The sequence below is a fragment of the Mesorhizobium sp. M6A.T.Ce.TU.016.01.1.1 genome (assembly GCF_003997065.1).
In the GTDB taxonomy this organism is placed as follows: domain Bacteria; phylum Pseudomonadota; class Alphaproteobacteria; order Rhizobiales; family Rhizobiaceae; genus Mesorhizobium; species Mesorhizobium mediterraneum.
Window position 1 is genome coordinate 493,943 of the sequence record NZ_RZTJ01000002.1, and the last position, 23,150, is coordinate 517,092.

At 61.2% G+C, this 23,150-nt stretch carries 18 protein-coding genes; 12 read left to right on the top strand and 6 right to left on the bottom strand.

From position 1 onward, the window contains the following. Positions 1–403: 403 nt before the first annotated feature. On the bottom strand, positions 404–1,978 hold the full coding sequence (locus tag EOC94_RS05665) for a family 16 glycosylhydrolase (protein WP_095486488.1): 1,575 nt from the start codon (positions 1,976–1,978) through the stop codon (positions 404–406). A gap of 1,458 nt (positions 1,979–3,436) precedes the next feature. On the opposite strand from EOC94_RS05665, the gene EOC94_RS05670 reads away from it, so the two are divergent. Beyond that, complete coding sequence (locus tag EOC94_RS05670) at positions 3,437–4,153, top strand: class I SAM-dependent methyltransferase (protein WP_245329929.1); 717 nt, start codon at positions 3,437–3,439, stop codon at positions 4,151–4,153. Between the two features lie 413 nt (positions 4,154–4,566). Here EOC94_RS05670 and EOC94_RS05675 read toward each other — a convergent pair whose 3' ends face one another. Genes EOC94_RS05675 through EOC94_RS05695 form a run of 5 tightly spaced genes read right to left on the bottom strand, consistent with a single transcriptional unit; the run spans position 4,567 to position 10,060 of the window. Next, positions 4,567–5,448 (bottom strand): NAD-dependent epimerase/dehydratase family protein, encoded by an 882-nt coding sequence (locus EOC94_RS05675; protein ID WP_126102962.1) that lies wholly within the window; start codon positions 5,446–5,448, stop codon positions 4,567–4,569. A gap of 7 nt (positions 5,449–5,455) precedes the next feature. Beyond that, complete coding sequence (locus EOC94_RS05680; protein WP_127289050.1) at positions 5,456–7,072, bottom strand: GMC family oxidoreductase; 1,617 nt, start codon at positions 7,070–7,072, stop codon at positions 5,456–5,458. Further along, on the bottom strand, positions 7,057–8,250 hold the full coding sequence (locus EOC94_RS05685; RefSeq protein WP_210212062.1) for a glycosyltransferase family 2 protein: 1,194 nt from the start codon (positions 8,248–8,250) through the stop codon (positions 7,057–7,059). The genes EOC94_RS05680 and EOC94_RS05685 overlap by 16 nt, the downstream gene beginning before the upstream one ends. Next, positions 8,238–8,774 carry a glycosyltransferase family 2 protein gene (locus EOC94_RS05690; protein ID WP_127289052.1) on the bottom strand — a complete coding sequence of 179 codons (537 nt, stop codon included), beginning with the start codon at positions 8,772–8,774 and terminating at the stop codon, positions 8,238–8,240. Before EOC94_RS05690 ends, EOC94_RS05685 begins: the two co-directional genes overlap by 13 nt. Further along, positions 8,771–10,060, bottom strand: a complete 1,290-nt coding sequence (locus tag EOC94_RS05695) for a cellulase family glycosylhydrolase (RefSeq protein ID WP_245329930.1) — start codon at positions 10,058–10,060, stop codon at positions 8,771–8,773. Before EOC94_RS05695 ends, EOC94_RS05690 begins: the two co-directional genes overlap by 4 nt. A gap of 358 nt (positions 10,061–10,418) precedes the next feature. On the opposite strand from EOC94_RS05695, the gene EOC94_RS05700 reads away from it, so the two are divergent. The 11 genes from EOC94_RS05700 (at position 10,419) to EOC94_RS05745 (ending at position 23,140) form a co-directional block, all read left to right on the top strand. Beyond that, a complete protein-coding gene (locus tag EOC94_RS05700; RefSeq protein ID WP_095486495.1) occupies positions 10,419–11,990 on the top strand; it encodes a hypothetical protein in 1,572 nt (523 codons plus the stop codon). A 747-nt stretch (positions 11,991–12,737) separates the two neighbouring features. Continuing rightward, positions 12,738–13,544 (top strand): glycosyltransferase family 2 protein, encoded by an 807-nt coding sequence (locus tag EOC94_RS05705; protein WP_095486496.1) that lies wholly within the window; start codon positions 12,738–12,740, stop codon positions 13,542–13,544. Then, entirely contained in the window at positions 13,544–14,689 is a 1,146-nt protein-coding gene (locus EOC94_RS05710; RefSeq protein ID WP_126102958.1) for a glycosyltransferase family 4 protein, read from the top strand. Before EOC94_RS05705 ends, EOC94_RS05710 begins: the two co-directional genes overlap by 1 nt. 5 nt (positions 14,690–14,694) lie before the next feature. Beyond that, on the top strand, positions 14,695–16,662 hold the full coding sequence (locus EOC94_RS05715; RefSeq protein WP_148128428.1) for a hypothetical protein: 1,968 nt from the start codon (positions 14,695–14,697) through the stop codon (positions 16,660–16,662). After that, positions 16,649–17,407, top strand: a complete 759-nt coding sequence (locus tag EOC94_RS34020; protein WP_185928169.1) for a hypothetical protein — start codon at positions 16,649–16,651, stop codon at positions 17,405–17,407. The genes EOC94_RS05715 and EOC94_RS34020 overlap by 14 nt, the downstream gene beginning before the upstream one ends. A 14-nt stretch (positions 17,408–17,421) precedes the next feature. Further along, positions 17,422–18,699 carry a glycosyltransferase family 4 protein gene (locus EOC94_RS34025; RefSeq protein ID WP_185928170.1) on the top strand — a complete coding sequence of 426 codons (1,278 nt, stop codon included), beginning with the start codon at positions 17,422–17,424 and terminating at the stop codon, positions 18,697–18,699. Further along, the gene (locus EOC94_RS05725) at positions 18,690–20,024 is read left to right on the top strand and encodes a hypothetical protein (RefSeq protein WP_127289058.1); all 1,335 of its coding nucleotides are present in this window, start codon (positions 18,690–18,692) and stop codon (positions 20,022–20,024) included. Before EOC94_RS34025 ends, EOC94_RS05725 begins: the two co-directional genes overlap by 10 nt. Before the next feature lie 13 nt (positions 20,025–20,037). Continuing rightward, positions 20,038–20,361 (top strand): acyltransferase, encoded by a 324-nt coding sequence (locus tag EOC94_RS05730; RefSeq protein WP_095486502.1) that lies wholly within the window; start codon positions 20,038–20,040, stop codon positions 20,359–20,361. A gap of 9 nt (positions 20,362–20,370) precedes the next feature. Next, entirely contained in the window at positions 20,371–21,552 is a 1,182-nt protein-coding gene (locus EOC94_RS05735; RefSeq protein WP_127289060.1) for a GNAT family N-acetyltransferase, read from the top strand. 96 nt (positions 21,553–21,648) lie between these two features. Beyond that, positions 21,649–21,978, top strand: a complete 330-nt coding sequence (locus EOC94_RS05740; RefSeq protein ID WP_095486621.1) for an NAD(P)-binding protein — start codon at positions 21,649–21,651, stop codon at positions 21,976–21,978. Further along, entirely contained in the window at positions 21,971–23,140 is a 1,170-nt protein-coding gene (locus EOC94_RS05745) for an NAD(P)/FAD-dependent oxidoreductase (protein WP_158302621.1), read from the top strand. Before EOC94_RS05740 ends, EOC94_RS05745 begins: the two co-directional genes overlap by 8 nt. Positions 23,141–23,150: the final 10 nt, after the last annotated feature.

A 23,150-nucleotide genomic window follows, 5' to 3' on the forward strand; every position in this document is an offset into this window, starting at 1 on the left:
GTGTGGCGGAAGATGTGCGGGGTGACGCCGGATCGACGCCATCGACCAGCACGCGCCCAGCCGCGGCAGGCCAGCTCGCTTCGACACACCATACGTCAGAGGGGCATTCTTGTGGATGTTCATTCGGACCGTCCGGTGAGTGCTGAAGCTTGGTAACTCCAGTCTCCTCGGTTCGGTCCGAATGGAAAACCTACAGAAAGCTCACAACTAGAGCCTGTTCCATCCCTGCATCGGGATGGAACTCCATCTCTTTTATTTGAGCATGATCTCCTCCGAAGACCGGGCTCCCGCTTTTTGCTACCCTGACCTACGGTTCGGGATCATGGCTTTGAGGTGTTGCTTATCCAGTCCTTGTTTGGCCACGGCGAACCCTCGCGGGATGTTGTTTCCCCGTGTAGGTCCTTCAGGTCACAAAGAATGCGCCTGCCGTAAGCGACAGAGCTGGAGAAAGGGTGGCGAACTGTGTTTGAGCTGCGCCGCCGATCCCGTCGCTGTCGAACGAGAGCGCCCCAGTCGAACTGTTGTAGATGATGTGGTCAGAGCTATCATGCGCGGCCTTGCCGGTAAAGAAAGCGTCCGATGAAAGCCCTCCCAACTTAAGCCCGGCAAAAATCGCGTCGTCGAGGTGGACTTTGTCCTGGGACTTGTTGAAGTCGGTGACCCTATCAATATTGCCGGCTCCAAGAGCGGTTTTGAAAACGAACGCATCGTTGCCGCCAAAGCCGCTCAACTTATCGGCACCGCCGCCGCCGTTGATGACGTTGGCGCCGGCATTGCCCTGGATGGTTTGGGCCAACTCGTTGCCGGTCAGGTTGATTGCCGTGGTGCCGGCGTCCCTCGTGGTGCCAAGGACTTCAACCGACGAGCCGGCTGAGAGCGCATAGCTCACAGAGGCCCACACCCTGTCTTGACCTTGGCCAGAGGCCTCGACCACCTTGTCGCCCGCGTTGTCGACATAGTATTCGTCGTTGCCGAGGTAGCCTGTCATCGTGTCGGCACCAGTTCCCTGAAGTACATCGGCGCCGCTGGTGCCGTACAAGGTGCCATCGCCGGTGCCGCCGGAAGGAGGGACAGTCCCAGACCCAGTCTCGGTCCCAGTCCCGGTCCCAGTCCCAGTCTCGGTCGAGCCAGTGGTCGGGGGAGTGACGTTCGCGCCCGTTACAGTGTCGCCGCTACCTGCCTTTTGATAGAGCTGCACCTCGTCGATCTGCATCTGCATCGACGAAGGGGTCGAGCTATCGAGAGTCGTATGCCATCCGGCCGCGTTCGAATTCGCGACCCCATTATTCATGATCAATTCCATCGGTTCATCCGGGATCGGGGCCTGTGCGCTGGTCACTTGCGCCATCTGGTGCCCATCGAGATACCAGGTGATCGATTCACCGGGCACCCAGTTGATCCCATACGTGTGGAAGCCGGCCGTGAGGTCGGTGCCGGTATCGATGCTGTTGCCGACCCACCCTGACGGCGAGTGGAGGTGCCAGGAGAACATCTGGTCTGCCGGCCCCGAACCGGTAAATCCACCCTCCTGTATATCGATCTCGAAATTGTCGCCGCTGCTGCCGGCGCCTTCGCCGGGCAACATCCAGAGGGCCGGCCATGCGCCATCGCCGCTCGGCGCCTTCATGCTGATCTGAAGATAGCCGCCATTGAATTCGAAGTTGCCGTAGCTGCTGACCGCGCCGGACGTGACCGGGTATGTCTGTGTCGTCCCCTGATTTATGCCGCTGATGGGCTGCTTGATCGCCGTGAGATCCAACTGCCCGTTGGTCACGGACACTTGGCTCGGCACATCGTAGTCGGCATAATACTGCGAGCCTGCGTTGCTTCCTCCTGATCCATTGCTATTCCATGGCCAGCCGTTGGCGGCATTGCTGGTGATGTAGGTATTCCAGTCGCTGTCGAGCGCCGTACCGGAGAAGGTTTCCTCGAAGACGAGATCGCTAGAGGCAAAGCCTGCGGGTGCGGAAAGAGTCATTCAGTGATCCTCTGTGGCGTTGAAAACAGCCGCGCATCGCCAAGGCGCACGACATATCGCATGCTCGCAGTTCGGCACCGCGAACGGATTTCAAAGTAGCGGAGATTTGGAAGTCCTCGCCCAGACATTATTGTCGAGCGAACTTAACGTTGAACTCGCCATAGAAGGTGAGTTTTGTCGACGGGAATGCTCATCAGGCCCTCGTCCTCGAAACCATAAACGGTGTCGCTGCAGACGGGCGCAAGGGGGTCAACGGATCGAGCCGTAGCCGGACAAAAGTCGAGCGCAGCTGTTCCGGCAGAAGTATCGCCGGGCTTGCAGTTTAGTATAATCACAGTAGAATCCTTAGTCGTTCCTGTTTTTTGTTTTCATTACGCCCACACCCCTAAGTCAAGCGCTGGTATTTCCGCTTTCTGGCTTACTCACGCACCGTCTTGTATCTACGTGAGTTGATCACTCGAGGACGATGTACGTAACCCAACCTGCCATATGCGGCGAGAATGAGGCTGGGCGAAAACTTATTAACACCTTCTAATGTAGGGGTGTGTCGAACGGCCGCACCGAAACAGCCTTCCGGACGTCCTACGAAAAACCGTGTCCGTCGGCTGAAATGTTGCGCTGGTTTGGGCGCCAGTGGTTCGAGCGGGTCGTTCGCATATGAGATCGTCGAGAAGGACGGCCGGGATGTCTTGCGATGCTGCGTGGCGGACGAGCCGTCGGAGCTATGGCTGGAGCTGCCGATCCCGATGTTCGACCGTGCCGTTTGCGCGGCAGATGCGCTTGGCCGAGGTCCGCCGTTGCGGCGTTGACTACGCTCCAGTCTCTACACGTGTTGCTGAGCGACGTCGCCGGCGGCACGGGGCGGCGATGTCCCGCATCATCCGCTTTCAATGATCGAAGATGGAACCTGGCACCGTTATCGAGCGCAGCCCAATGCAGGCTAGATTGACGCACCCAGAATTGGCCGTTTTCGTTCAGGACGCACAGCGATAATGCGGCATCGCTTGTCCCTGATCGGCGACAACATTCTACCGGCAGCGTCGCTGTGGAGTGAAGAGTTTGGTTCTTTCTTATGAGCTACCTCAGATGGGCCGCGTGCTTGAGGGTGCCTCCCCCGGAAGCTTCGCAGCCGGCGGCTTGACTGGATCGAGGGTGTCGTTACATTTGTTTTGTTTTTATCCGGTTGCGCCCACTTTCTGAGGTGCGCGGTCCCTAACGTGCAGCCCGGGCAAGGGAGGAACTCTAGAACTCTGGAGCGACCTCAATGCCGTCCTAAGATCCGTTCATTCTCAAAATGTGAAATTCGATCAACTGGAGCGACTTAGGATTCCCCTTCTGGAACTGGCATTGGGGCCATGCAGAGATTTCGATCGCTGGTTGTTTTCATTCAAAGCAACAAAGCTATTGTTAGGTCGAAGTATTCGAAGAGGCAACTCAAGCGCACTGATGTGGGCAGAGATGATTTCAAGTAACGATCTCTATACCGGAAAAGACTATGCTGCTGCCAATCCGACTTGGCATGACGAAGATGGCGGTGTTAAGGCCGCGAACATCGCCAAGATCGTGCGCGCCAACAAAATCAGTTGCCAGAAAATCGTCGACACAGGTTGCGGGACGGGAGGCGTTCTGAATGCCCTTCTTCAACACGATATCTTCCGTGACTCAGTGGCTACCGGCTACGACATCGCTCCCTATGCTATAAATTTGGCGAAGCAGCGAGAAAGAAAAAACCTAAGATTTCACTGCGGCGACTTCCTGCAAACCAACGAAAATTACGATCTTCTTTTGTGCATCGATGTTTTCGAGCACATAGATGACTATATGGGCTTTCTTCGGAGGCTCAGAGGACGTTCAAAATACTATGCGTTTCATATTCCTCTCGATATCAGTATTGTCGGCCTTCTGCGCGGTCAGCACCTTAAGCAACGCAAGGAGGTCGGTCACCTGCATTACTTTGATCAGGCAACAGCTCTAGCGACTCTGCGCGACACAGGCTTTAAGATTATTGACGCACAGTACACTAGGACGGAAGATATCTTGCTGATCCATCCCGAATGGCGAACCACGACAGCCATCCTCGGTAACGCCGCACGGCGCATTGTCCGGACTATTGCCGGAGAGGATCTGTCGGTGCGCTTACTCGGCGGCGCCTCACTGATGGTCCTCACTAGCTGAGGTGGTGTTAGGCGTCAGAACAACCGACTCCAAGTGGTGGCAGCAAGGGAGATGGCGAGACTCGAGGGCGAGACGCTGCAGTATCGTATTTTGCTCGACGCCGGCGATCTTCAGCAATGTCGGGTGTTCCCGAGATCGGGTCGGCTTGCTCCTTGCGATCGCGCCGACCGCATGAATTCGCTATTCGCGGAACCTCGCCACGGTGCTTGCGCAGATGCCCATACGACCTCTTGCGCTGATACTTCAGCATGAAGCGACGTGGCAATTTGTAGTCTCGGCTGGTACTCAAACTCGTCCAGCGCGAACTGACCTTTTGTGTGCGTGGAGGCTCACGAAGGCAAAGTTGACAGTGGTCCCCGGAAAACGTCAAACTGCTACGGTCACCCGCAAGGCCGGGCGGATCTCGCATACTTTCAACGTTGATCGCCGTCCAGCGAGAAGCTCCGAAACTCGATTCCGAGTTGCTTGAGCCGCTCTACACCGGGAACCTCTGCCGCCGGGTGCACGAGCCCAAGGATGGAGTCGGATCGGAAGGGGAGGGGGACACGCAGGGCCTCAGCTGCCTTGAGGACGCCACTGACAAGCTGCCAGGGCACTGGGACGGCGCGCAGTGTTCTGCCTTGTGACGCGGCGATCTCTTTCATGAGCCGTCGGAACGGCACCGGTTCGGGGTTGGCCAGCCCTACCGGTTCCGGCAGGGGCATGTCCGACTCGGCAATACGCACCATGGCGGCTGCCAGGTCCGCCTCATGCACAGTGAACTGATGGGAGCGCGCCCCGATGAGAGGTGTGACCGGCAGGTTGGTGAGCTTGCGGAGCGCGCCCGCCATCCCGCCCCAACCGGGGCCGTACACCAGTCCGAGGCGGGTGGAGACACCTCCCAGACTGCTGGCGGTGCGCTCGCAGGCCAGCTTCGCCTGGCCGTACAACTGTCGGGTTCCCTTATAGGCGGACATCGAGGAGATAAAAATAACCCGGCGAACCCCTGCGTCGGCGGCATTGCGGAGGAGCTGCTGCGAGCCGGACACATTGACACCCCACACATCGCCGGCGCTGACGAGAGTCAGGTCCCATGCACCGTGGATGAGCACATCTAGGTCGCTGAATGCGGCCCCCGATGGCGGGCGCTTGATCTCGTATGGGCGCCACTCGGCGATGCCGACCATTGCGGCAGCAGATTCGGAGGTCACCCGGTTCGAACGGGCGAACGCGATGACCTCATGCCCTTCTTCGGCGAAGGCGGCACGCAGGATAGTCCCGACATATCCGTTGGCTCCGGTGATACCGACCCGCATTAAACCCTCACCCCGTCAGCTCCATCGCTTCGCAGGCGATGCGATGAGAATTGGCCATCACAGTCAGGGTAAAGGTAGTAGCTGGAACATTTGGGAAAACCGACCCGTCGATAAGATGGATCCGGTCCCAGCGCGCCAGCCGCCCGAGGCGGTCTGTCGTCGCCCTCCCAGTATTCCGCTCACTGGCGTGGGGAAAGCTGCCGCCAAAGTGGTAGCTCTTGGCCCCGCCCGACCACAACATCTGCGGTGTGACTGGCCACAAATCAAGGTAAGGTGCCGCCCTGCGGATCCGCTTTATTACGTCAGGCAGCATCGGAGGCACGTCTTTGCCCTTGACCTTGGCCTCGCTGAAGCCCTCCGAAGTGAGGGTGATCTGGGGTAGCTCATCAGGAGCTGCGGACATCTGGGCGGTGACCCGGACCTTGGGTGATGCCCAGGACGGCAAGTAGCCCAGGCCTACCGTCAACCGGCTCAGGAGCCGATCCGTCGCGAAGGCGGCGGCGGGATGTTGGAGGAAGCCGGGCAGCGCATCGTAGTATGCCTGGTTGAACGGATAGAAGTGAATTTGTGAGACATCGAAGCCCTCGTCGTCCTCGCCGATGACCATGTTGAACTGGTTGAGTGTGAACTCGCGCCTTGTACGTGGGTCGGGGGTCGGCTTCATGGACATCATTGGAAGAACGAACTGAGCCGATTCCGAAAGATGTACCGGCTGGTCCGATCCGAGCGAGCCCAGGATCAGCCGGGTGGTCCCGATTGGCCCGCAGCCCACGAAGACCCGGTCGGCTGTGAATCGCTGGATCCGGCCGCTGGACAGCTCCCGGGCGTGTACGACGGCCGTGTCGCCCTCCTGGTCGACTCGCACCGCGAGCAGCCCGCTGCGGTAGTCGATCCTCCCGCTGCGCCTGAAGCGATCGAAGCTGTGCGAGGCCGAAAAGATCAGCGACCGCGGGCACCCAGTCATGCATAGGCCGCAGGGCTGGCATTCGGGCGCTGAGAAGGCGAGCCGGGCGCGGCCTATGGTTATTCCCGTGGAGCGCACACGATCGCGGTGCCGGTCGTAATTGGCCAGGACCATCTGCGTCCGCGGTGCCAGGGGCGGAAGCGGGTCCGGGGATCCGATGAGCGGGAACCACTCCTCGAGATCGTCGGACTCTCCAGCGAAAGGAATGTGACCCAGGATCGTCCTGTAGTGCTCTTCCATGTCCGAGAAGTCGAACGGCCATCTTCTGAACGTGGCGGCGCTGAAGGGCATGATCTGGGCCCCCCAGACATTGCTAAACCCCCCGTAGGCGCTTGAGATGACAGCTGAGTTGACTCTACCCTCGCAGTGCACGCCGTCGAGCTGGCCCTTGTTGACAAACGGGAAATCGGATCCGTAGCTTCTTTTTTCTGGCAGCGAATCGGACTGGACCTGCTTGGGTTGCAGGCTGACCCGGCGGACGTCCTCCTCATCCCAGTCGTCGACACGCAGCTTGGACAGCCTGGAGATTACCTCCTGCGTCTCCGCGTCCAGCACGGTGCCCGGATCGAACACGGTTATCTTCTCGTCTGGCTTCTCGGACAGCGCCAACACGGCGGCGGCTGCAGCTGGACCCGAACCAATGATTATCGAAGACGGCATTTACTTCCCTCGCCCACCGGCTGCGCGGCTGTGTCCAGCATCTGCTTGGTTCCCTGTTGGCCCTGCCGGCGCAATCGCCGCGCCAACTCGATCCGGCCGGCGACGTGGCCTGCCGCGGCCAGCCCCACGCCAGCGATTATCGCCGCGGACCGGGCCAGCCCGTGGGCGTCACCCTTGGCCGCTTGCGAAATCCCCCGCGGTACGCCCTTGGTCAGCGCGTACCAGACGAAGCGGGCCTCTGCACCCAGTGTGGCGGCGTCGCCCATCTGGGCAAAGGCCTCGACCTTCCCCTTGTTGACGAAGAAGCAGCGGCGCCAGAAGTACTTCCAAGTCGGCCGTGAGGCGGGTACAAAGTGGCGGACGGTCGCCGCCGGTTCGTAGATGACCGCCTCACTGCCCTTGATATGCGCCACGCGGTGGCACATGTCCATGTCGTCGTGATTGTCGGAGTGGAACCCTCCCACCTGCTCGAGGAGGGTCCGCCGCACCGACATGTTGGCTCCTATGAGGTGAGCCAAAGGGCCTCGGCTGGTCGGAAGGCCGTCATAAGCGCATCCGAACACCCAGTCGAACTGCACAGGGAACCAGGCCGGGCGGCCAGCCTTGAAAACCGGTATGGGACGACCGCCGACGGCCCCGATGCGCTCATCCTGATACGGGTCGGTGAGAATCCCGAGCCAGTCCTTGTCGGCCGCTGCATCGTCATCCAAGAACGCCAGAATGTCTCCGGCAGCTATCTCGGCTGCCGTGTTTCGGGCCGACCCCAGGTGCCCGTCGTACTTGTTCTGGATCACCCGTATCGGAGGGGTGGATGCGGCGAAGTGAGCCCAGTACGCGGCACAACGGTGGAACAGGGTCTCATTATGGTCGATGCAAACGATGATCTCACAGGGTTGCAAGGTCTGCTCCTGAACCGAGGCCACCGACTGAAGCATCAGCTCCCATCTGTCCTCGGTGTAGGCACAGATAATCACCGAGATCGTGGGGGGGCGCGGGACCTGCTGGCGTTCGCTGGTGACGCCATCCTCGGTCTGCCCGGTTTTCGATCCAGGCTGACCGGTTGTGGCAACGGCAACGTCATTACCGCGGCGGGCGAGACCGATACTTAGGTTCCGGACGTGGCCCCGCTGGCCAACGCCAATCGGCGTACAGGATTGCGCAAGCATCAGAATACGCATCTAGGAATTCTCCCGACTTGAGCTGCCAATGTCTGCCCCAAGCTCTTCGATAGACGGTGCGATGGTCTTGGTTTTTGAAAAGCCAGACTTCCACGCGCTGGATTCGGCTTACCCGGAAGCCGGTTCTCAGCATAAAGAAACCACGAGGGCCGAGGTTTGCGCCACAGAGGCTCGAGGCGGCCGCCGACGCCAAGCACGCGCGGGTCGGCGTAGGGCATCAGCAACTCGTCCAGCCAGCGCTCATCGGCGATCGCATCGTCATCGAGAAACGCCATGACCGGCGCGGACGCCAATCCGGCTCCCGTCGTGCGACCGCCGCACAGTCCACGCACGTTGATATTAGGTGTGACGACGACACCCTCGATCCCGCGCCGGGCGCGCTCCAAGAGCGCCTCATCGTTGTCGACGACGAGGATGATCTCGCGGGCCGGGCAGGTCTGGCGGCGCACCGACGCGATGGCCGCGTTCAAATCGTCCCAGCGATCGAGTGTGTCGGCGCAGATCACGACGGAGGCTTCGGTCATGGCAACTGCCGGCTGGTTTCTGAGGCCGGGCTGGTTTCGCGTGTCTGCGTCGCCCGAGCCGTGGCGGCTTTGAGGATGCTCCAGAGCGGACCTCCGTCGTTGTGAATATCGAACTTGTCATATTCGTCGACGGGATAGCGTCCGCTGTCCTGCCGCGACACCAGCCGCCACACCATCCAGCCGGCGCAGTTGCGCTCGCGCGTCAGCGTGTCGAGCCACATCGCGTAAGCCTGGGCAAAGTTCTGATTGGAGCGGGCATAGCCGAACTCCTCCAGAAGCACCGGCTTTCCGGCGCGAACTGCCAACCGGCAGAACTCGGTGATCAAGCTGTCGAACTGCTGGACGGTGAGCTTGTAGTAGAGCGGGTAGCCGTGCCAGGTCCCGAAATCGAGAGTCGGGATCGTCAGATCCGATAGCTTCGACTCGACGTTAGCGTGCCCTGAGGTGACGAGATGGTTGGGATCGAGCGACTTCACGTAGGCCGTCATTTCGGTGGTCCAAGCCAATCGTAAGGCCTCCGGCTGCGCATTGCCTTCGTTCATTAGCTCCCAGGCCATGATGGTCGGATCATCCCGGTAGGCGAGCCCGGTGAGCGGGTTGACTCGCTGCACGACGTGGCTGACCCAGGTCCTGTAGTCGCGCTTCGTGCGCGGATCCTGGAAGAAAAACTCCGACTTCTCTTTGCTGAGGTCGGTGTTGTACTGGCTCTGCACGCCTGGGGCGTCCCGGCTCCCATACCAGGCCCGCATCTGCTGGGCGCCGCCTGTGAAGGCCCAGAAATCCAGGACGGCGATGATCAGCCTCAGGCGTCGCTTGCCGGCCTCGGCGATGAGGAAATCAACCTTCTGCATGCCGTCGGCGCCGTCATTGACCGCCATCCTGTTTTGGCTCGGGTCCCAGTAGAGCAGGTACGTGCCCTTGACCGCGAGATTGCTGGCTTCGCCTTCAAGCCGCCAATCCCAGATCGTAGGCTTGCTTCCGTCGAGCGACCCGATCACCGGCTGGAGGAAGGTGCGGACCACATTGGCGCCCATCGCCACCGCGTCATCGAGAACGCGGGTGACCTCATCCGGCGACCCGTAGGTCAGATAGTGGTTGTTTACGCCGGTCACGAAGAACGGCCTGCCGTCCAAGGTGAAGTTCGTTCCGGAAGTCTTGATGAAGGACGTTGCCGACGGATCATCCGCGGCGCTCACGACTGCCGGAACGGACAGCAACGCGCACACCAGCACCCGCAGTCCGGCGTTGCGCAGCCTATTTTTCACTCGTTGCCAGCCGACAATCACCCGGGCATGTGGCTCTCGCCGGGCGCCGAGTGCAACAGCCCCGAAGGATTACCTCCTCTGACCTCGCACAGCCCGGGCGTCGTTCGGGCATAGTGGTGCTTGGCCGATTCCGGTCGCTCGAGTATAGACCCGTGCTGTCAGACATCGCTCCCAACCAAGAGTTCGGCTCCTCGTATTGGCGAGTCCCCGCGGTAGTAATAGGTGGGAAGTATTCTCGCGCTGTGGCACGCGCCATCGCTTTCCATCTACCTCCCTGGCCCGCAGGCCCGCGGCGGAGTCTTGGTAAGGCGGATCGCCGCAGGCGGTTCTCGTCAAGCTGTGAGCCGGCGTCCTTTTGAAATCCGCGGTCAGAACAACAATGCGCATTTGCCTGAGTCTCGATCCATCGCGGCTACTTCGGTGGCACCTCTGGCTGGCAGAAGCGCTTGCTGAAGTGCCCGGCAACGAGGTCTCCTGCGCTTTGGCGGCCGGTCGCCGCCCGCTGCCGTTGACCTGCCGTCTGCTGCTCGAACTCGAACGACTGGTCTATGGCTTTCGCGGGAACGGCGCCACTGACTCCGTCGAGGCGGCGCTGCGGTCCCTGCCGCCGCCTCCGTCCGACCAAGTGGACGTGGTGATCGATTTGAGCGGAGAGGAGACGCGCCCGGCGGGGCTGCGCGTGCTGACGCCGCTCTTCAACGGCGTACCCGGCGAGATCGGCGTCATGGCGGCCGTGGCGAATGATCAGGACCTTCTCGTCGACCTGCACGACACGGCGCGCCCGTTGCGGCCGTGGATGGCCCGTCCGGCCAGTGTAGACCGTGGAGTGTTCTCAGCGAGTCTCGACAGCGTCCTCTCCTGCGCTGTGCTGCTGATCCTCAAAGTCTTGCGCGAGGAAACCGGTTCAGCTGCGTCCGGTGTCCCCGGTTCACGGACGGCCGTGCCTTCGCTTGGCGCATTTTCGGCCCTTGCAAGGGCGACCGGCACGGTTGCATCGAAGGCGATCGGGCTTTTGGACGTCCTGGCGAGGGGCGGCAGGATGTGGGGGATTGGCTGGCGCTTCGATGAATCGGCGAGCCTGCTCGACAAAGGCGAAGCGACCTTCCGGGTGCTCACCGGAAATGCCGACAGCTATCTTGCCGACCCGTTCCCGTTCCGGCACCAGGGGCAGGATTTCATCTTTGTCGAACAGTACCTCTACTCGAAGAACCGGGGGTGCATTGCGGTCGTGACAGTGAACCGGGACGGGACCGCCGGCGCATCCCGGATCGTCGTGGAGGAACCGCATCACCTCTCGTACCCGTTCCTGTTCGAGCAGGATGGGCAGATCTGGATGATCCCCGAATCGGGGGCGGCCAGGAATGTCAGCCTCTACCGGGCAGTGGAATTCCCTTACCGGTGGACGCGGGAGGCCTGCCTCATGGAAGGCATTGAGGGCTACGATACCACGCCGCTCTGCCATGCGGGCGGCTTTTGGTTTTTCGTCAGCCCAAGGCTGTGGAGGTCCACGTCCTGGGATGCCCTCAGCCTCTACCGTGCCGAGAGCCTGACCGGGTCTTGGATGCCCCATGCCGCCAACCCCGTCCTGCTCGATGCCAGGCTCAGCCGCCCCGCAGGCGCCGTCATCCGACACGGCGGACGCACGCTACGCCCGGTCCAAGACTGCGCGCGCGGTTATGGCGGCGCGGTGACGTTCTGCCAGATCGATGCGCTCGGCGTGTCGGAGTTTGCCCAGACCCCGGTCGGTCGCATTTGGTCCGGAGCGTTGGGGTGTCACACCTACAACCGCCGGTCTGGCCTGGAGGTGATCGACCTGTTCGGGCATATCCGGGGTTTGCGAGAGGTCACGACCTCCTATCGTTTGCTGGTACCCGACGCGCCGGTCTCGGGACCGCGTGGGGTCTCGGGACCGCGTGGGCAGTCCCTCTCTTGGCCGGTCTCGTCCGGCTAGCTACCCGTAGCCAGGCGGTCGAGCGCAAGGTACCCCGCCTGCGAAGGGCCGGGCGCGCTCGACCCTTCTCGGGCACAGAATAAGCTCGGAAATCACGGCCGAGTGAAGGAGCGAGCCCACCTGCACATCGCAGCTTCTGGCCAGTGGCAATGTCAGCGTTGCGCTGGACGTTCATTTCTTCGCCCCGACGGCTCGCTCAGTAGAAATTGTCGCTTGTGAGCTAGTGCCGGCCGCGGGTCGATGGATGTCCTCGCTGGCGTTGAAGGTGGCCCCAGAGGTCTAAACGGGATTGGCAACGCTGCCAACACAGCTGCTGAAGATGATCGGTGCCGCTGCCGTGCTATCCGCGCTGGTGGTATGGGCTGGAAATAACCTGAAGGGATACCCCAAGAGAGCTAATCATCTATTGTCTTATCCTAACCATCCATCGTCCTTCCATTTAAGATATGCATCAGTAATGCTCGCATAGCAAACTAAGATTAGGGGGCTGCAAGCGTACCGATCTTCATCTCATCTTCATTTTATTATGGCCGGGAGTCCGCATATGGTTGGATCAAGCACATCCGTGGATGTGGCGGTCATTGGATCTGGCCCCCACGGCTTGTCGCTGGCCGCGCATTTGCGTGCGCGCGATGCGGAGCACCGGACGTATCACCCGGCCCATCATCTCGCCCGATACCTATCGGCAGTCCTGGCGCGCTTCCAGCCCGCCCCCTGGGTCCCATCGTACGACCTCAAAGCGCTGCCATGAACGCCCGTCTTTCCAGCATTGTCGCCCCCATCGGTGCCGCATCGCCGCCTGACCCGATCGATTTCGCGCTGCGGCGATCGTTGACTCTGCCTCGAGTCAGCTTCGTCGTCCCGACGCTCAATGAAGCCGAGAACCTCCCTTGGCTTCTGCCGCGCATCCCCAACTGGGCGCATGAGATCATTATCGTGGATGGTCGTTCGACCGACGACACGGTCGCGGTCGCGCGCCGCCTGCGCGAGGACGTGAAGGTTGTCATGGAGCCCCGTCGGGGCAAGGGCGCTGCACTGCAAGCGGGATTCCTGGCCGCCACAGGCGACATCATCGTCATGCTGGACGCCGACGGCTCCATGGTCCCGGAGGAGGCGATCGTCTTTGTAAGTGCGCTGATGGCCGGCGCGGATCTCGTCAAGGGTTCACGTTTTATCCAGGGCGCCGGCACCGACGATATGTCCCTGGTCCGGATGTTCGGCAACAGGGGGCTGACCCTTTTCGTGCGGCTGCTCTATGGCGGTTGGTACTCCGATCTATGCTACGGATACATAGCCTTCTGGACCAAACACGTCGCCACGCTGGACTGCGATTGCGATGGGTTCGAGATCGAGACGCTCATCAACGTGCGGGCCTTGAAGAACCACCTCAATATCGTAGAGGTGGCGAGCTTCGAGGCTCAGCGCATCAGCGGTGTGAGCCATCTGCGCGCCATGCCGGACGGCTGGCGCGTCCTCAAAACCATCCTGCGCGAGAGGATACACCAACAGCGCAGGCGGAGCGCGACAGCCTGTGTTGTCGGTGGACAGACCTGATGCGAATCCTGATGGTTGCCGCCCGCTGCTACCCCCTCATAGGCGGCATCGAAACTCACATCCAGGAAGTCGGCCCCCGCTTGGTAACGCTGGGCCACGCCGTCGACGTGCTCACCACCGATCCCTCGGGGGAGTTGCCGGTTGAGGAGGAGGTGCGCGGCATGCGCGTCCGGCGCGTGCGGGCCTGGCCGAGGGAGCTGGACCTCTATTTTGCGCCCCGCATTTATACCGCGATCCGGCGCGGGACTTGGGATCTGATCCATTTCCAAGGTTACAACACCTTCGTGGCGCCGATCGGACTGTTCGCGGCCGTGCGCGGGGACCTGCCGTTCATCCTGACCTTCCATAGCGGCGGGCATTCCTCCCGGCTGCGCAACACCGTGCGCGGCACGCAGCACGCGCTGCTCCGGCCTCTGGTGGCCCAGGCCGCGCGGCTGATTGGCGTCTCCGAATTCGAAGCCAGCTTCTTCAGCGGGAGGATGGGCGTGCCACGGGAGCGGTTTGTCGTTATCCCGAACGGCGCCGCGATGCCAGCTCCGAGCCCCGGCATCAAGGTCGATCCGCACCTGATCGTCTCGGGCGGCAGGCTGGAGCGCTACAAGGGCCATCACCGGGTGATTGGGGCCTTGCCCGAACTGATCCGCAGGGTGCCAGACGCGCGACTGCACGTCGTCGGTACAGGCCCGTATGAGAGAGAGTTGCGGCGCCTCGTCGCGATGCTAGGCCTCGAGAAGCGGGTCACCATTGCGGGTATCCCCGGATCCGAGCGGCAGAAAATGGCAGACCTTCTGGCGAGGGCTGCGCTGTTCGTGCTGTTCAGCGACTACGAAGCCCATCCGATCGCCGTAATGGAAGCCCTGTCGCTGCGCCGTCCGGTCCTTGTCAGCGACACGTCCGGTCTGCGGGAGCTGGCCGCCAAGGGCCTGTGCCGGGCGATTCCGCCCAACGCCGGTCCGAAAGAGTTGGCCGCCGCCATGGCCGACGAGCTAAAGGCCCATCGGGAGGTCCCGGATTTGGCGCTACCGGACTGGGATGCCTGCGCTCAAGTGCTGAGCGACGTTTATTGTGATGTCCTGAGCAGCCGATCCGTGGTCCGCTTGCCCCCCGGCGGCGTGATGTCGTGGCCTCCTGCGACGGGGGTATGAGGCTGATGATGCCGGCTCATTTCACCGCGGGAACCAGGATCAACCCGCTCCGGGCCGGGATACGACTCGTCTCGGCCGTTATCGGCCCCGACCTTCGCGACGGCGGCGCCGATGCCCCGTCGCAACGCGCCAATTCCGGGTGGATCGCGGTTCTATGCCTGACGATCGCCACGGCTCTACTCCTGGTCGTGGCCGGGCACGCGGCCGGGCGCCGGGGCTATGACGTGGCGCCGCTGCTCTTCTGGTCCGGTGTCGTCCTCCTGGTCGTTCCGACCAGCCTTCGCATCACCTGGCCGATGGTAGCCCGGGGTGAGCGCTTGTTCCTCCTGTTTCTGCTTGCCGAAGCCCTGTTCTACTACAAGACGGTCTATTCCCCGACGAGCTTCATCAATCACGACGAGTTCTTGCACTGGATCGCAGCCGACGATCTTATGACGGCCCGCCGGCTATTTCTGTCCAACCCGCTTTTCCCAATCGGGCCAACGTATCCCGCCCTGGAAATCCTGACGACGGCGATCGTCAATCTGACGGGCTTGCCATTGTTTGCGGCGGGGACTCTATTGTTGGCCGTCCTCAGGGGCACGTTCATCGGTGCCCTGTTTCTGTTCTTCGAAAGCATCACCGGATCGCCGCGCATCTCGGCCATCGCCTGCCTGGCCTATATGGGCTGCTCAACCTTCGTCCTGTTCGAGTCGATGTTCTCCTACGAGAGCCTCGGCATCGTGCTGTGCGTGCTGGCCTTCGCGGTCGAAGCAGCGTCCAAGGATCTCGTCGGGCGACCGAGACTGAAGGCGCTCGGGCTGATTGCCTTGCTGTTGGCGAGCCTCGCGGTCACGCACCACCTCTCGGCCACTTTCACCGCCACCTACTTCGGAGCGCTGGCGGCCCTCGAGGCTTTGCGCCGGCAGGGGCCCTTGCGGATTGGGGCCAGGACCGCCGCGGGCTTCACGGCGCTTCTGGCTATAGCCCTGCCGTCCCTTTGGGTGCAGGCCCGTGGCATCCCTCTCACAGGCTATCTCGGCCCGATGGTCGAATCCGGCTTCGACACATTGCTCGGGAAGATCCTGGGCGCGCCCACTCCACGGTCGGAGTACCCCGGAGCGCCGGACAAGGCCCTCTACATGCGGCTGACCACCTTGCTGGCGATCCTGCTGTTGGCACTCGGCCTGGCAACGGGATTCTTTCGGTCGCTGGCCATGGCAGCGCCGAGTGGTGCGCGGTCGGGTTGGCGTCCGATCCGGGACATTCTCAAACGCCGCTGGCGCGACAGCCGCCTCGTGCTCCTCGCCTTGCTGGCTTTCGGGCTCCCAGTCTCGGTGGCCTTCCGACTGACCATCGCCGGATGGGAAATCGGCAACCGCATGGGAACGTTCGTGTTCATCGCCGTCGGGCTGGTCGTCGCGGTGAGCATCGTCCACTTCTGGCAGGGCCGCACGCCACGCGGGTGGCGCCGCATCGCACCGGCCGTCGCTCTGGCGGTCATCGTCCTGGGCGGCGTCGCGAGCTCTACGATTAATCCGATCCATGGGCGCTACAGGGTGGCGGCAGATCAGGCATCAATCGAGCCCATGGGGATCGAAACGGCACGCTGGGCCAAGGAATGGCTCGGTGCCGGCAACCGCTTCACCTCCGACCGCATCAACCGCCTTCTGCTTGCGAGCTACGGCCGGCAGGACGTGAGGGTCAGGATCATCGAAGGCGTCTATTCCGCGCGCATATTCGAGGCCGAGACATTGGGGCCCGACGAGTTTTGGGCCTTGGCGCGAAGCGACATCGATTTCCTGATGATTGACCTACGCCTGACGACGGCTCCCCCGGTGCTCGGCTTCTACTTCGAGCCGTGGCAACGGCAGGGAACGCCGCTCTCGGGCGCAGAGCTGCTCAAGTTCAATGACATCAAGGGCGTCACCCGCATCTACGACAACGGCTGGATCGTCATCTATGACGTGAGAGGATTGCATGAGAATTTGTAGCAAGCTGGACCTTCTGGCCGCATGCCTGTGGGCGGGGGCCGCGGTGGCGGCTGTTGCGGTCAGCGACAGCTTGCTCATCCGTACTGCCCTGGGCGCGCCCATGGTGTTCCTCGTCTCGGGCCACACGGTGCTGCGGGCCATTGGCGTGAGGACCGGCTCCGCGTTGCAACACTTCGTCTACGCGGTCGGAGCAAGCCTCGCCGCCGGCATCGCCGGGGGATTTGCCCTGAACGCCGCGGGCTCCCTTACGCCGCTCGGCTGGGCGCTGTGGTTCTGGGCCGTGACGGCCGCCGCGGCACTGGTGGCCGCCGGCCGCCGCGACACTCCCGAGCTGCCAGCCTGGCCGGCTCCGGCGCGGGTCCGGCTCTGGCAGGGGGCCGCGTTCATGCTAGCGCTGCTTGTGGCGACCGGAGCCTATGCGCTGGCCGTCCGGGACGAAGCGGCCTACCGGGAATTCAAATACACCGCGTTCTGGTTGTTGCCGTCGGCAAGTGGCGAGTCCGGCCGGATCACCGTCGGCATCAGGAGCGCCGAGACTCAACCTCAGCTGTTCGACCTGGAAATCACCCTCGACGGGCAACCGTTCGCCATCTTCCGATCGCTCACCATCGCGCCGGGCGAGACCTGGGCGCGGGAGATCCCGGTGCCCGTCTTGGCCACCCCGCAGAAGGCAGATGCCCGGCTCTATCGGCCGGAAGACAACCGACTCTATCGCAGCGTTTCGACGCTGGTGCCGCACATCTGAAACGGAGCCCGACCATGCGCATCCTGCTACTGTCGCAGTTCTATCCTCCGGTGATCGGGGGAGAGGAGCGGCATGTCCGCAACCTCGGCGCGGCGTTGGCGCAGCGGGGCCATCACGTGAGCGTCGGCACCTTTATGCATCCCGGATCGCCCGAAACCGAGCTGGACGGCGCGGTCCGCGTGCACCGCCTGCGCGGCACGCTCCAGCGCCTGTCAGACCTCCACAGCGATCCCGAGCGCCGCCACGCACCACCCTTCCCGGATCCCGAACTGGTGCTAGCCCTGAGGCGGCTGGTCGCCCAGGAGAGGCCGGACATCGTCCACGCCCATAACTGGATCTACGCGTCCTTCCTGCCGCTCAAAGTTCTGAGTGGGGCACGCCTCGTGGTCACGCTCCACGATTACGGCCTTGTCTGCGCCAAGAAGAACTTCATGCACTTGGGCACCCATCTCTGCGGTGGCCCAGCACTGGCGAAGTGCCTGCCCTGCGCTGCCGGGCATTACGGGGCCGTGAAGGCAGCCGTGACCACGTTTGGCAACTGGGGGTCGAGCTTCGTCGCCCGGCGTGTGGTGGACCGTTTCATCGCGGTGAGCCACGCGGTGGCGCGTCACAACGGCCTGACCCAAGGCCGCGCCCCCTACGAGGTCATCACCAATTTCGTGCCCGACGATGTCGAGGTGCTTGGCCCGGAAGATCCCTGCCTGCGGGAGCTACCCGGGGATGGATTCATCCTGTTCGTCGGCGATATGATGCGCCTCAAGGGCATTGACGCTCTCCTGCAAGCCTATGCCGACCTCGAGCGCGCGCCTCCGCTGGTCCTGATCGGGCGCCCGCTCGCCGATACACCGACTGAGTTTCCGCCGAACGTCCATGTGTTCACCATGTGGCCTCATTCCGCCGTCATGCACGCATGGCGGCGCTCACTGTTCGGCGTGGCGCCATCGGTCGGGCTGGAACCCTGTGCGACCGTCATCATGGAAGCGATGGCGTCCGGCAAGGCCGTCGTCGCAACCGACGTCGGAGGCATGCCCGATATGATCGATCACGGCGAAACGGGGCTTCTCGTGCCGCCCGGTGATGCGTCAGCCTTGGCCCACGCGATGCAGACACTTCTGGAGGACCGCGCCTTGCTTGCCCGCCTGGAGGCGACAAGCCTCGCCAGGGTTGGGCGCCTCAAGGCCGGAGCGGTCGTGACCCGGATCGAGCAGGTCTACCGGGACGTCCTGCGCCCAACCGCCAGCAGGTCCGCGGTGCCGGCGCACCAAGGTTCGGGAGAGCCATCATGCCGGTAGGCCTCGTCGGGACGGCCACTATTTGCGCCCGACGAGAGCTTCGAAAGAGCGCCGCGCTCGTTCTGAATTCCGGCGCTCTGGCGATCGGAACGATTGCAGCGGCCGGTCTTGGGTTTGTCTATTGGTGGCTCGCCGCCCGGCTGTTTCCGCCGGAGGTGATCGGCAAGGCCTCCGCCCTCCTGTCCGTGATGGGCCTCGTCGGTCTGCTGGGGGAGGCCGGGCTGGGGACCTTGCTGATGGGGGAGATCGTCCGGCATCCCGGCAAGGAGCGCGGCCTCGTGGCCGCAGCAGCGTCCGTCGGGGTGGCGCTGACGGTCGGCCTGGCCTTGTTGTTTGTCTTCGAGGAGGCGCACCTCAATAGCTCGACCGGGCTGATCGGCGGCTGGTTCGTGGGCGCTGCGTTCGTCCTCGGCTGCGGCCTGACTGGTCTCAGCATGGTGGGCGATCAGGCGCTCGTCGGCCACTTGCGGAGCAGCGGCAAGATGATCCGGCAGGTGCTGTTCTCCGTGGTCAAGCTGATGCTGATCGCCGCCCTCGCGGCTGCCGGCTACGCCTCCAATGCCGCGATTCTTCTGTCGTGGGTGGCCGCGCTGCCGGCGTCCTGGATCGGCTTTGATCTCCTGACCCGGGGCGGTGCGCGTCGCCTCGTTGGGCGCCCCGATTTCCGGCTGCTCCATACGCTTCGGCGCAAGGTATTCGGTCACTACGCGCTCGATGTGGCCGCACAGGCCCCGGGCGTCATCATGCCCTACCTTGTGCTGGTTCTCCTGTCGCCGACCACCAATGCCGCCTTCGTGCCGTTGTGGATGCTGGTCTCCATGGCCTCATTGATTCCCGCAGCCATGGCCACGGTGCTGTTCCCCGTGGTCAGAGCAAGCCCGAAACAATCCAGGCACGATATCCTTTTGTCGCTGACGGCGTCATTGCTCTTCTCACTGGTCTGCGCCGCCTTCATCTTCACCTATTCGCAGGAGATCCTTGCGGTCTTCAATCCCGTCTATCCTGAGATCGCCGGTTCGAGCCTGCGCTTCCTCGGCTTCAGCCTGTTGGGATCAACGCTCAAATTTCATGCCTGTACGCTGGCGCGGTTGCGCGACAGGATGCGCAAGGCATCTCGCTGGTTCGCGCTTGGCGGATTGCTGGAGCTGTGCTTCGTGGTCGCGGGGGCGAAGCTTGATGGACTTCAAGGCCTGGTCCTAGGCTGGACGCTCGCCGTCAGCATCGAGGGTGCATGTGCGGCCCTGATTTTGGCCTTCGCGATGAAACTGGATTCTGCCGCCGGCCCCGCGCACGAACGACCGACCGCGTCGCCGCTCCAGACTTGAGGAGACACCGATCATGGCGCTGGGTTATCGACCGCAATTAGATGGCCTGCGGGCCATCGCGGCCGGACTCGTCGGCGTCGAGCACTTCGGCGGGCCGCGGGTCAGAACGCACTTCCCCATCGGGGCGGGAGCGCTGGGGGTCCAACTGTTCTTCGTCCTGAGTGGCTTCCTGATCACGCGCAACTTGCTGTTCAGACTGGAGCAAGCCCCTGCGGGCGAAGTCATCCGCAGGTTCTTCCCTATAATTCGATCGGCGACCCGGACAAGGCACGCTAGCTCTTGGGATTTCAACCAGAACATCTCTAGCAGCAGACTGGCTAAAACCTTTGTTACATAGGCACACCCAATGACGACGGCGAATATTGCTCTGCAAATTTTCACCGATATGGACGCGGTGGAAGCTCAGTGGAGAACATTAGAGAAGCATGCGGATTGTACCGTATTCCAATTGTTTGATTGGCAGATGGAATGGTATCGCCACATCGGCTCCAGAGAGAAACTGATTCCGGTGATCGTGCTGGGTCTCGACGATACGGGCGCGGCGATTTTTATTCTGCCATTGGCGATCGAACGCCATGGTCTGATCCGCCGGCTTGTCTGGTTTGGATCGGAATTGTGCGATTATAATTCGCCCATTCTGGCGATAAACTTTAGCGATCACGTGAAACCTGGGCAATTCGGCCGCCTGTGGAAAGACATAATTCGGGCGATTCAAAACTATCCTCAACTTCGTTTCGACGCTGTTGAACTTTACAATATGCCTAGTGTTGTCGGCTCTCAACCTAATCCCTTTCTCGACTTGCCAGTCTTGCTGGCTAATTGCGCCGGACATGTCGCAACCCTCCCGGAAGCGAACTGGGATCGGTTTTATGCGTCAAAGTTTTCGAATTCGACGCTGCATACCCACCGGCGCAAGGCCAAAAACCTCGCCAAGCAAGGTGGCGGGGCGGTTCGCTTTGTAGACGTGCAAGATCAGGCCGAGATCGAGTGCACCATTGCAAAGCTGATCGAACAAAAACGGAGCAGCTATGCCCGAATGGGTGTTCATGATATGTTCGAACGTCCGGGTTTTCGCGAATTTTATTTGGCGATTGTCGCCAATCCTCGGTTGCGCGAGGTCATCCATGTCACGCGGCTGGATTTGGATGGGATTCCGGTGGCGACGGGTCTGGGTCTCCAGTTAAATTCCAGTTATTCACTGGTGATGTCGAGTTATCAGGAGGAGTTCGCCAAATACAGTCCCGGGCGTCAGCATATTCAGGAAATTATGCAATATGCCATTGGCCAAAAGATGCAGAAATTCGATTTTACGATCGGCGACGAGCCTTATAAGCTCTCATGGTCCGATATAAATTCGCTTTTGTTTTTCCATTTTGATAGCAGAACTTTGCGCGGTCGTATTGTAATTGCGATGAAAATGGCAATCAATTATGTGGATACATGGTATAATCAAACGCCGTTATTAAAGCCACCGCTGCGGCAGGTTCTTCGTAAGACGAGACGATCCTTGCATCGCATGTTTCTCTGACCGGGTGATCACGAGTTTTTGATCTCGGCGCGGGATGCAATCATCGAGCTTCGCGAAAGAGTATAGTATAATGCGATTACTTTGTGGGAGACGATGATGTATAGCGCAGATATTGGGATTGTCGGCGGCGGTCTGGAGGGTTCTATCGCCGCCGCGACGCTCGGGCGAGCCGGATTCTCGGTCGTCCTGATCGACGCGCATCATCCCTGTCCGGAGGATTTTCGCTGCGAGAAAATTGGGATTGTTGCCGCGTCAACGCTGTTTACCGAACTGTGGATTGCGCGGTTTGGTCGGGTGATAAACAAGCGCCCCTGGTTTGGTTTTGCAGCAAAAGACGGAGTCTTGAATTTTCTTCGACACCGTTTGGTTCGCCGTCACGATCGTGCTGTCAATGAAGTGGTGGGCGAAGGAGCGGGAATTGAATAATATTGATGTAGCGGTCCTCGGGGGTGGTACCGCCGGCTCGTTAGCCGCTGCGATGCTTGGCCGGATGGAGATTTCGACCATCCTTGTTGATATCCATCAAGTCTATCCAGGGGAGTTTCGCTGCGAAAAACTCGATGACGATCAGGTCGACTTGCTCAAAAAAACCGGGCTGGCGGATGCCGTATTGGCGGCTGCGACACCGATGACTGAGATATGGGTGGCCCGTCACGGTTATGTCATCGGTAAAAAGCATGGGAAACACGGCGAGCCCTGCGAATATGGGGTGGCTTATCAGGATTTGGTAAATGTTATTCGCCGCCAGATTCCAGATAGTGTCCAATTCATCTGCGCCAAAGTGACCAAAATAACGACGAGTTCCGACCGGCAGGAAATTACCCTGTCAAATGGTGACACATGGTCGACCCGATTGATTGTGGTGGCGACCGGCTTAAACAATGTCGTCCGGGGTGCGATCACGCGATCCGAGATCAGCAAATGCCACTCGATCAGTGTTGGTTTTGATCTCACCTCTAAAGCTGGTTTCAAATTTCAAGCTTTAACGTATTTTGCGGAAAAGCCAGGGCCTATGGGTTACGTGAGCATGTTTCCGATTGGTTCAAGAATGCGCGCCAATGTGTTCGTCTACCATGGTGATATACGCCATCCGTGGTGTCAGGAAGTGCGCACATCGCCGTTATCTGCATTGTATGCGGCAATGCCCCGATTGAAGCGTCTCCTCGGTGATGCTGTCGTGTCAAGCGATATTCAAATTCGACCCGTTGATCTTTACGCCGCGCAGAATCACGAACAGCAACCCGGTCTGGTATTGGCCGGTGACAGTTTTGCTACCAGCGATCCGGCGGCGGGTACCGGTCTCAATAAAGTGCTGACCGATGTTGATCGGTTATGCCATCATATTCCGACATGGTTAGCCACGCCCGGAATGGGCGTCGAGAAAATTCAGACGTACTACAGTGATCCCGTCAAAGTTGCCTGTGATGAATGGTCGCTTGCTGAAGCATCTTACAACCGATCACTGGCGTCCGATACAACGCTATTATGGCGTATTCGTCGGATGGGCAGGATTGGTCTCGACATGATGGGAATCTCGATCCCACAACTTCGCTTGGCGGCAAGCGGAGTTCGTTGGGGAGCAGGCTGAACTTGGCGGT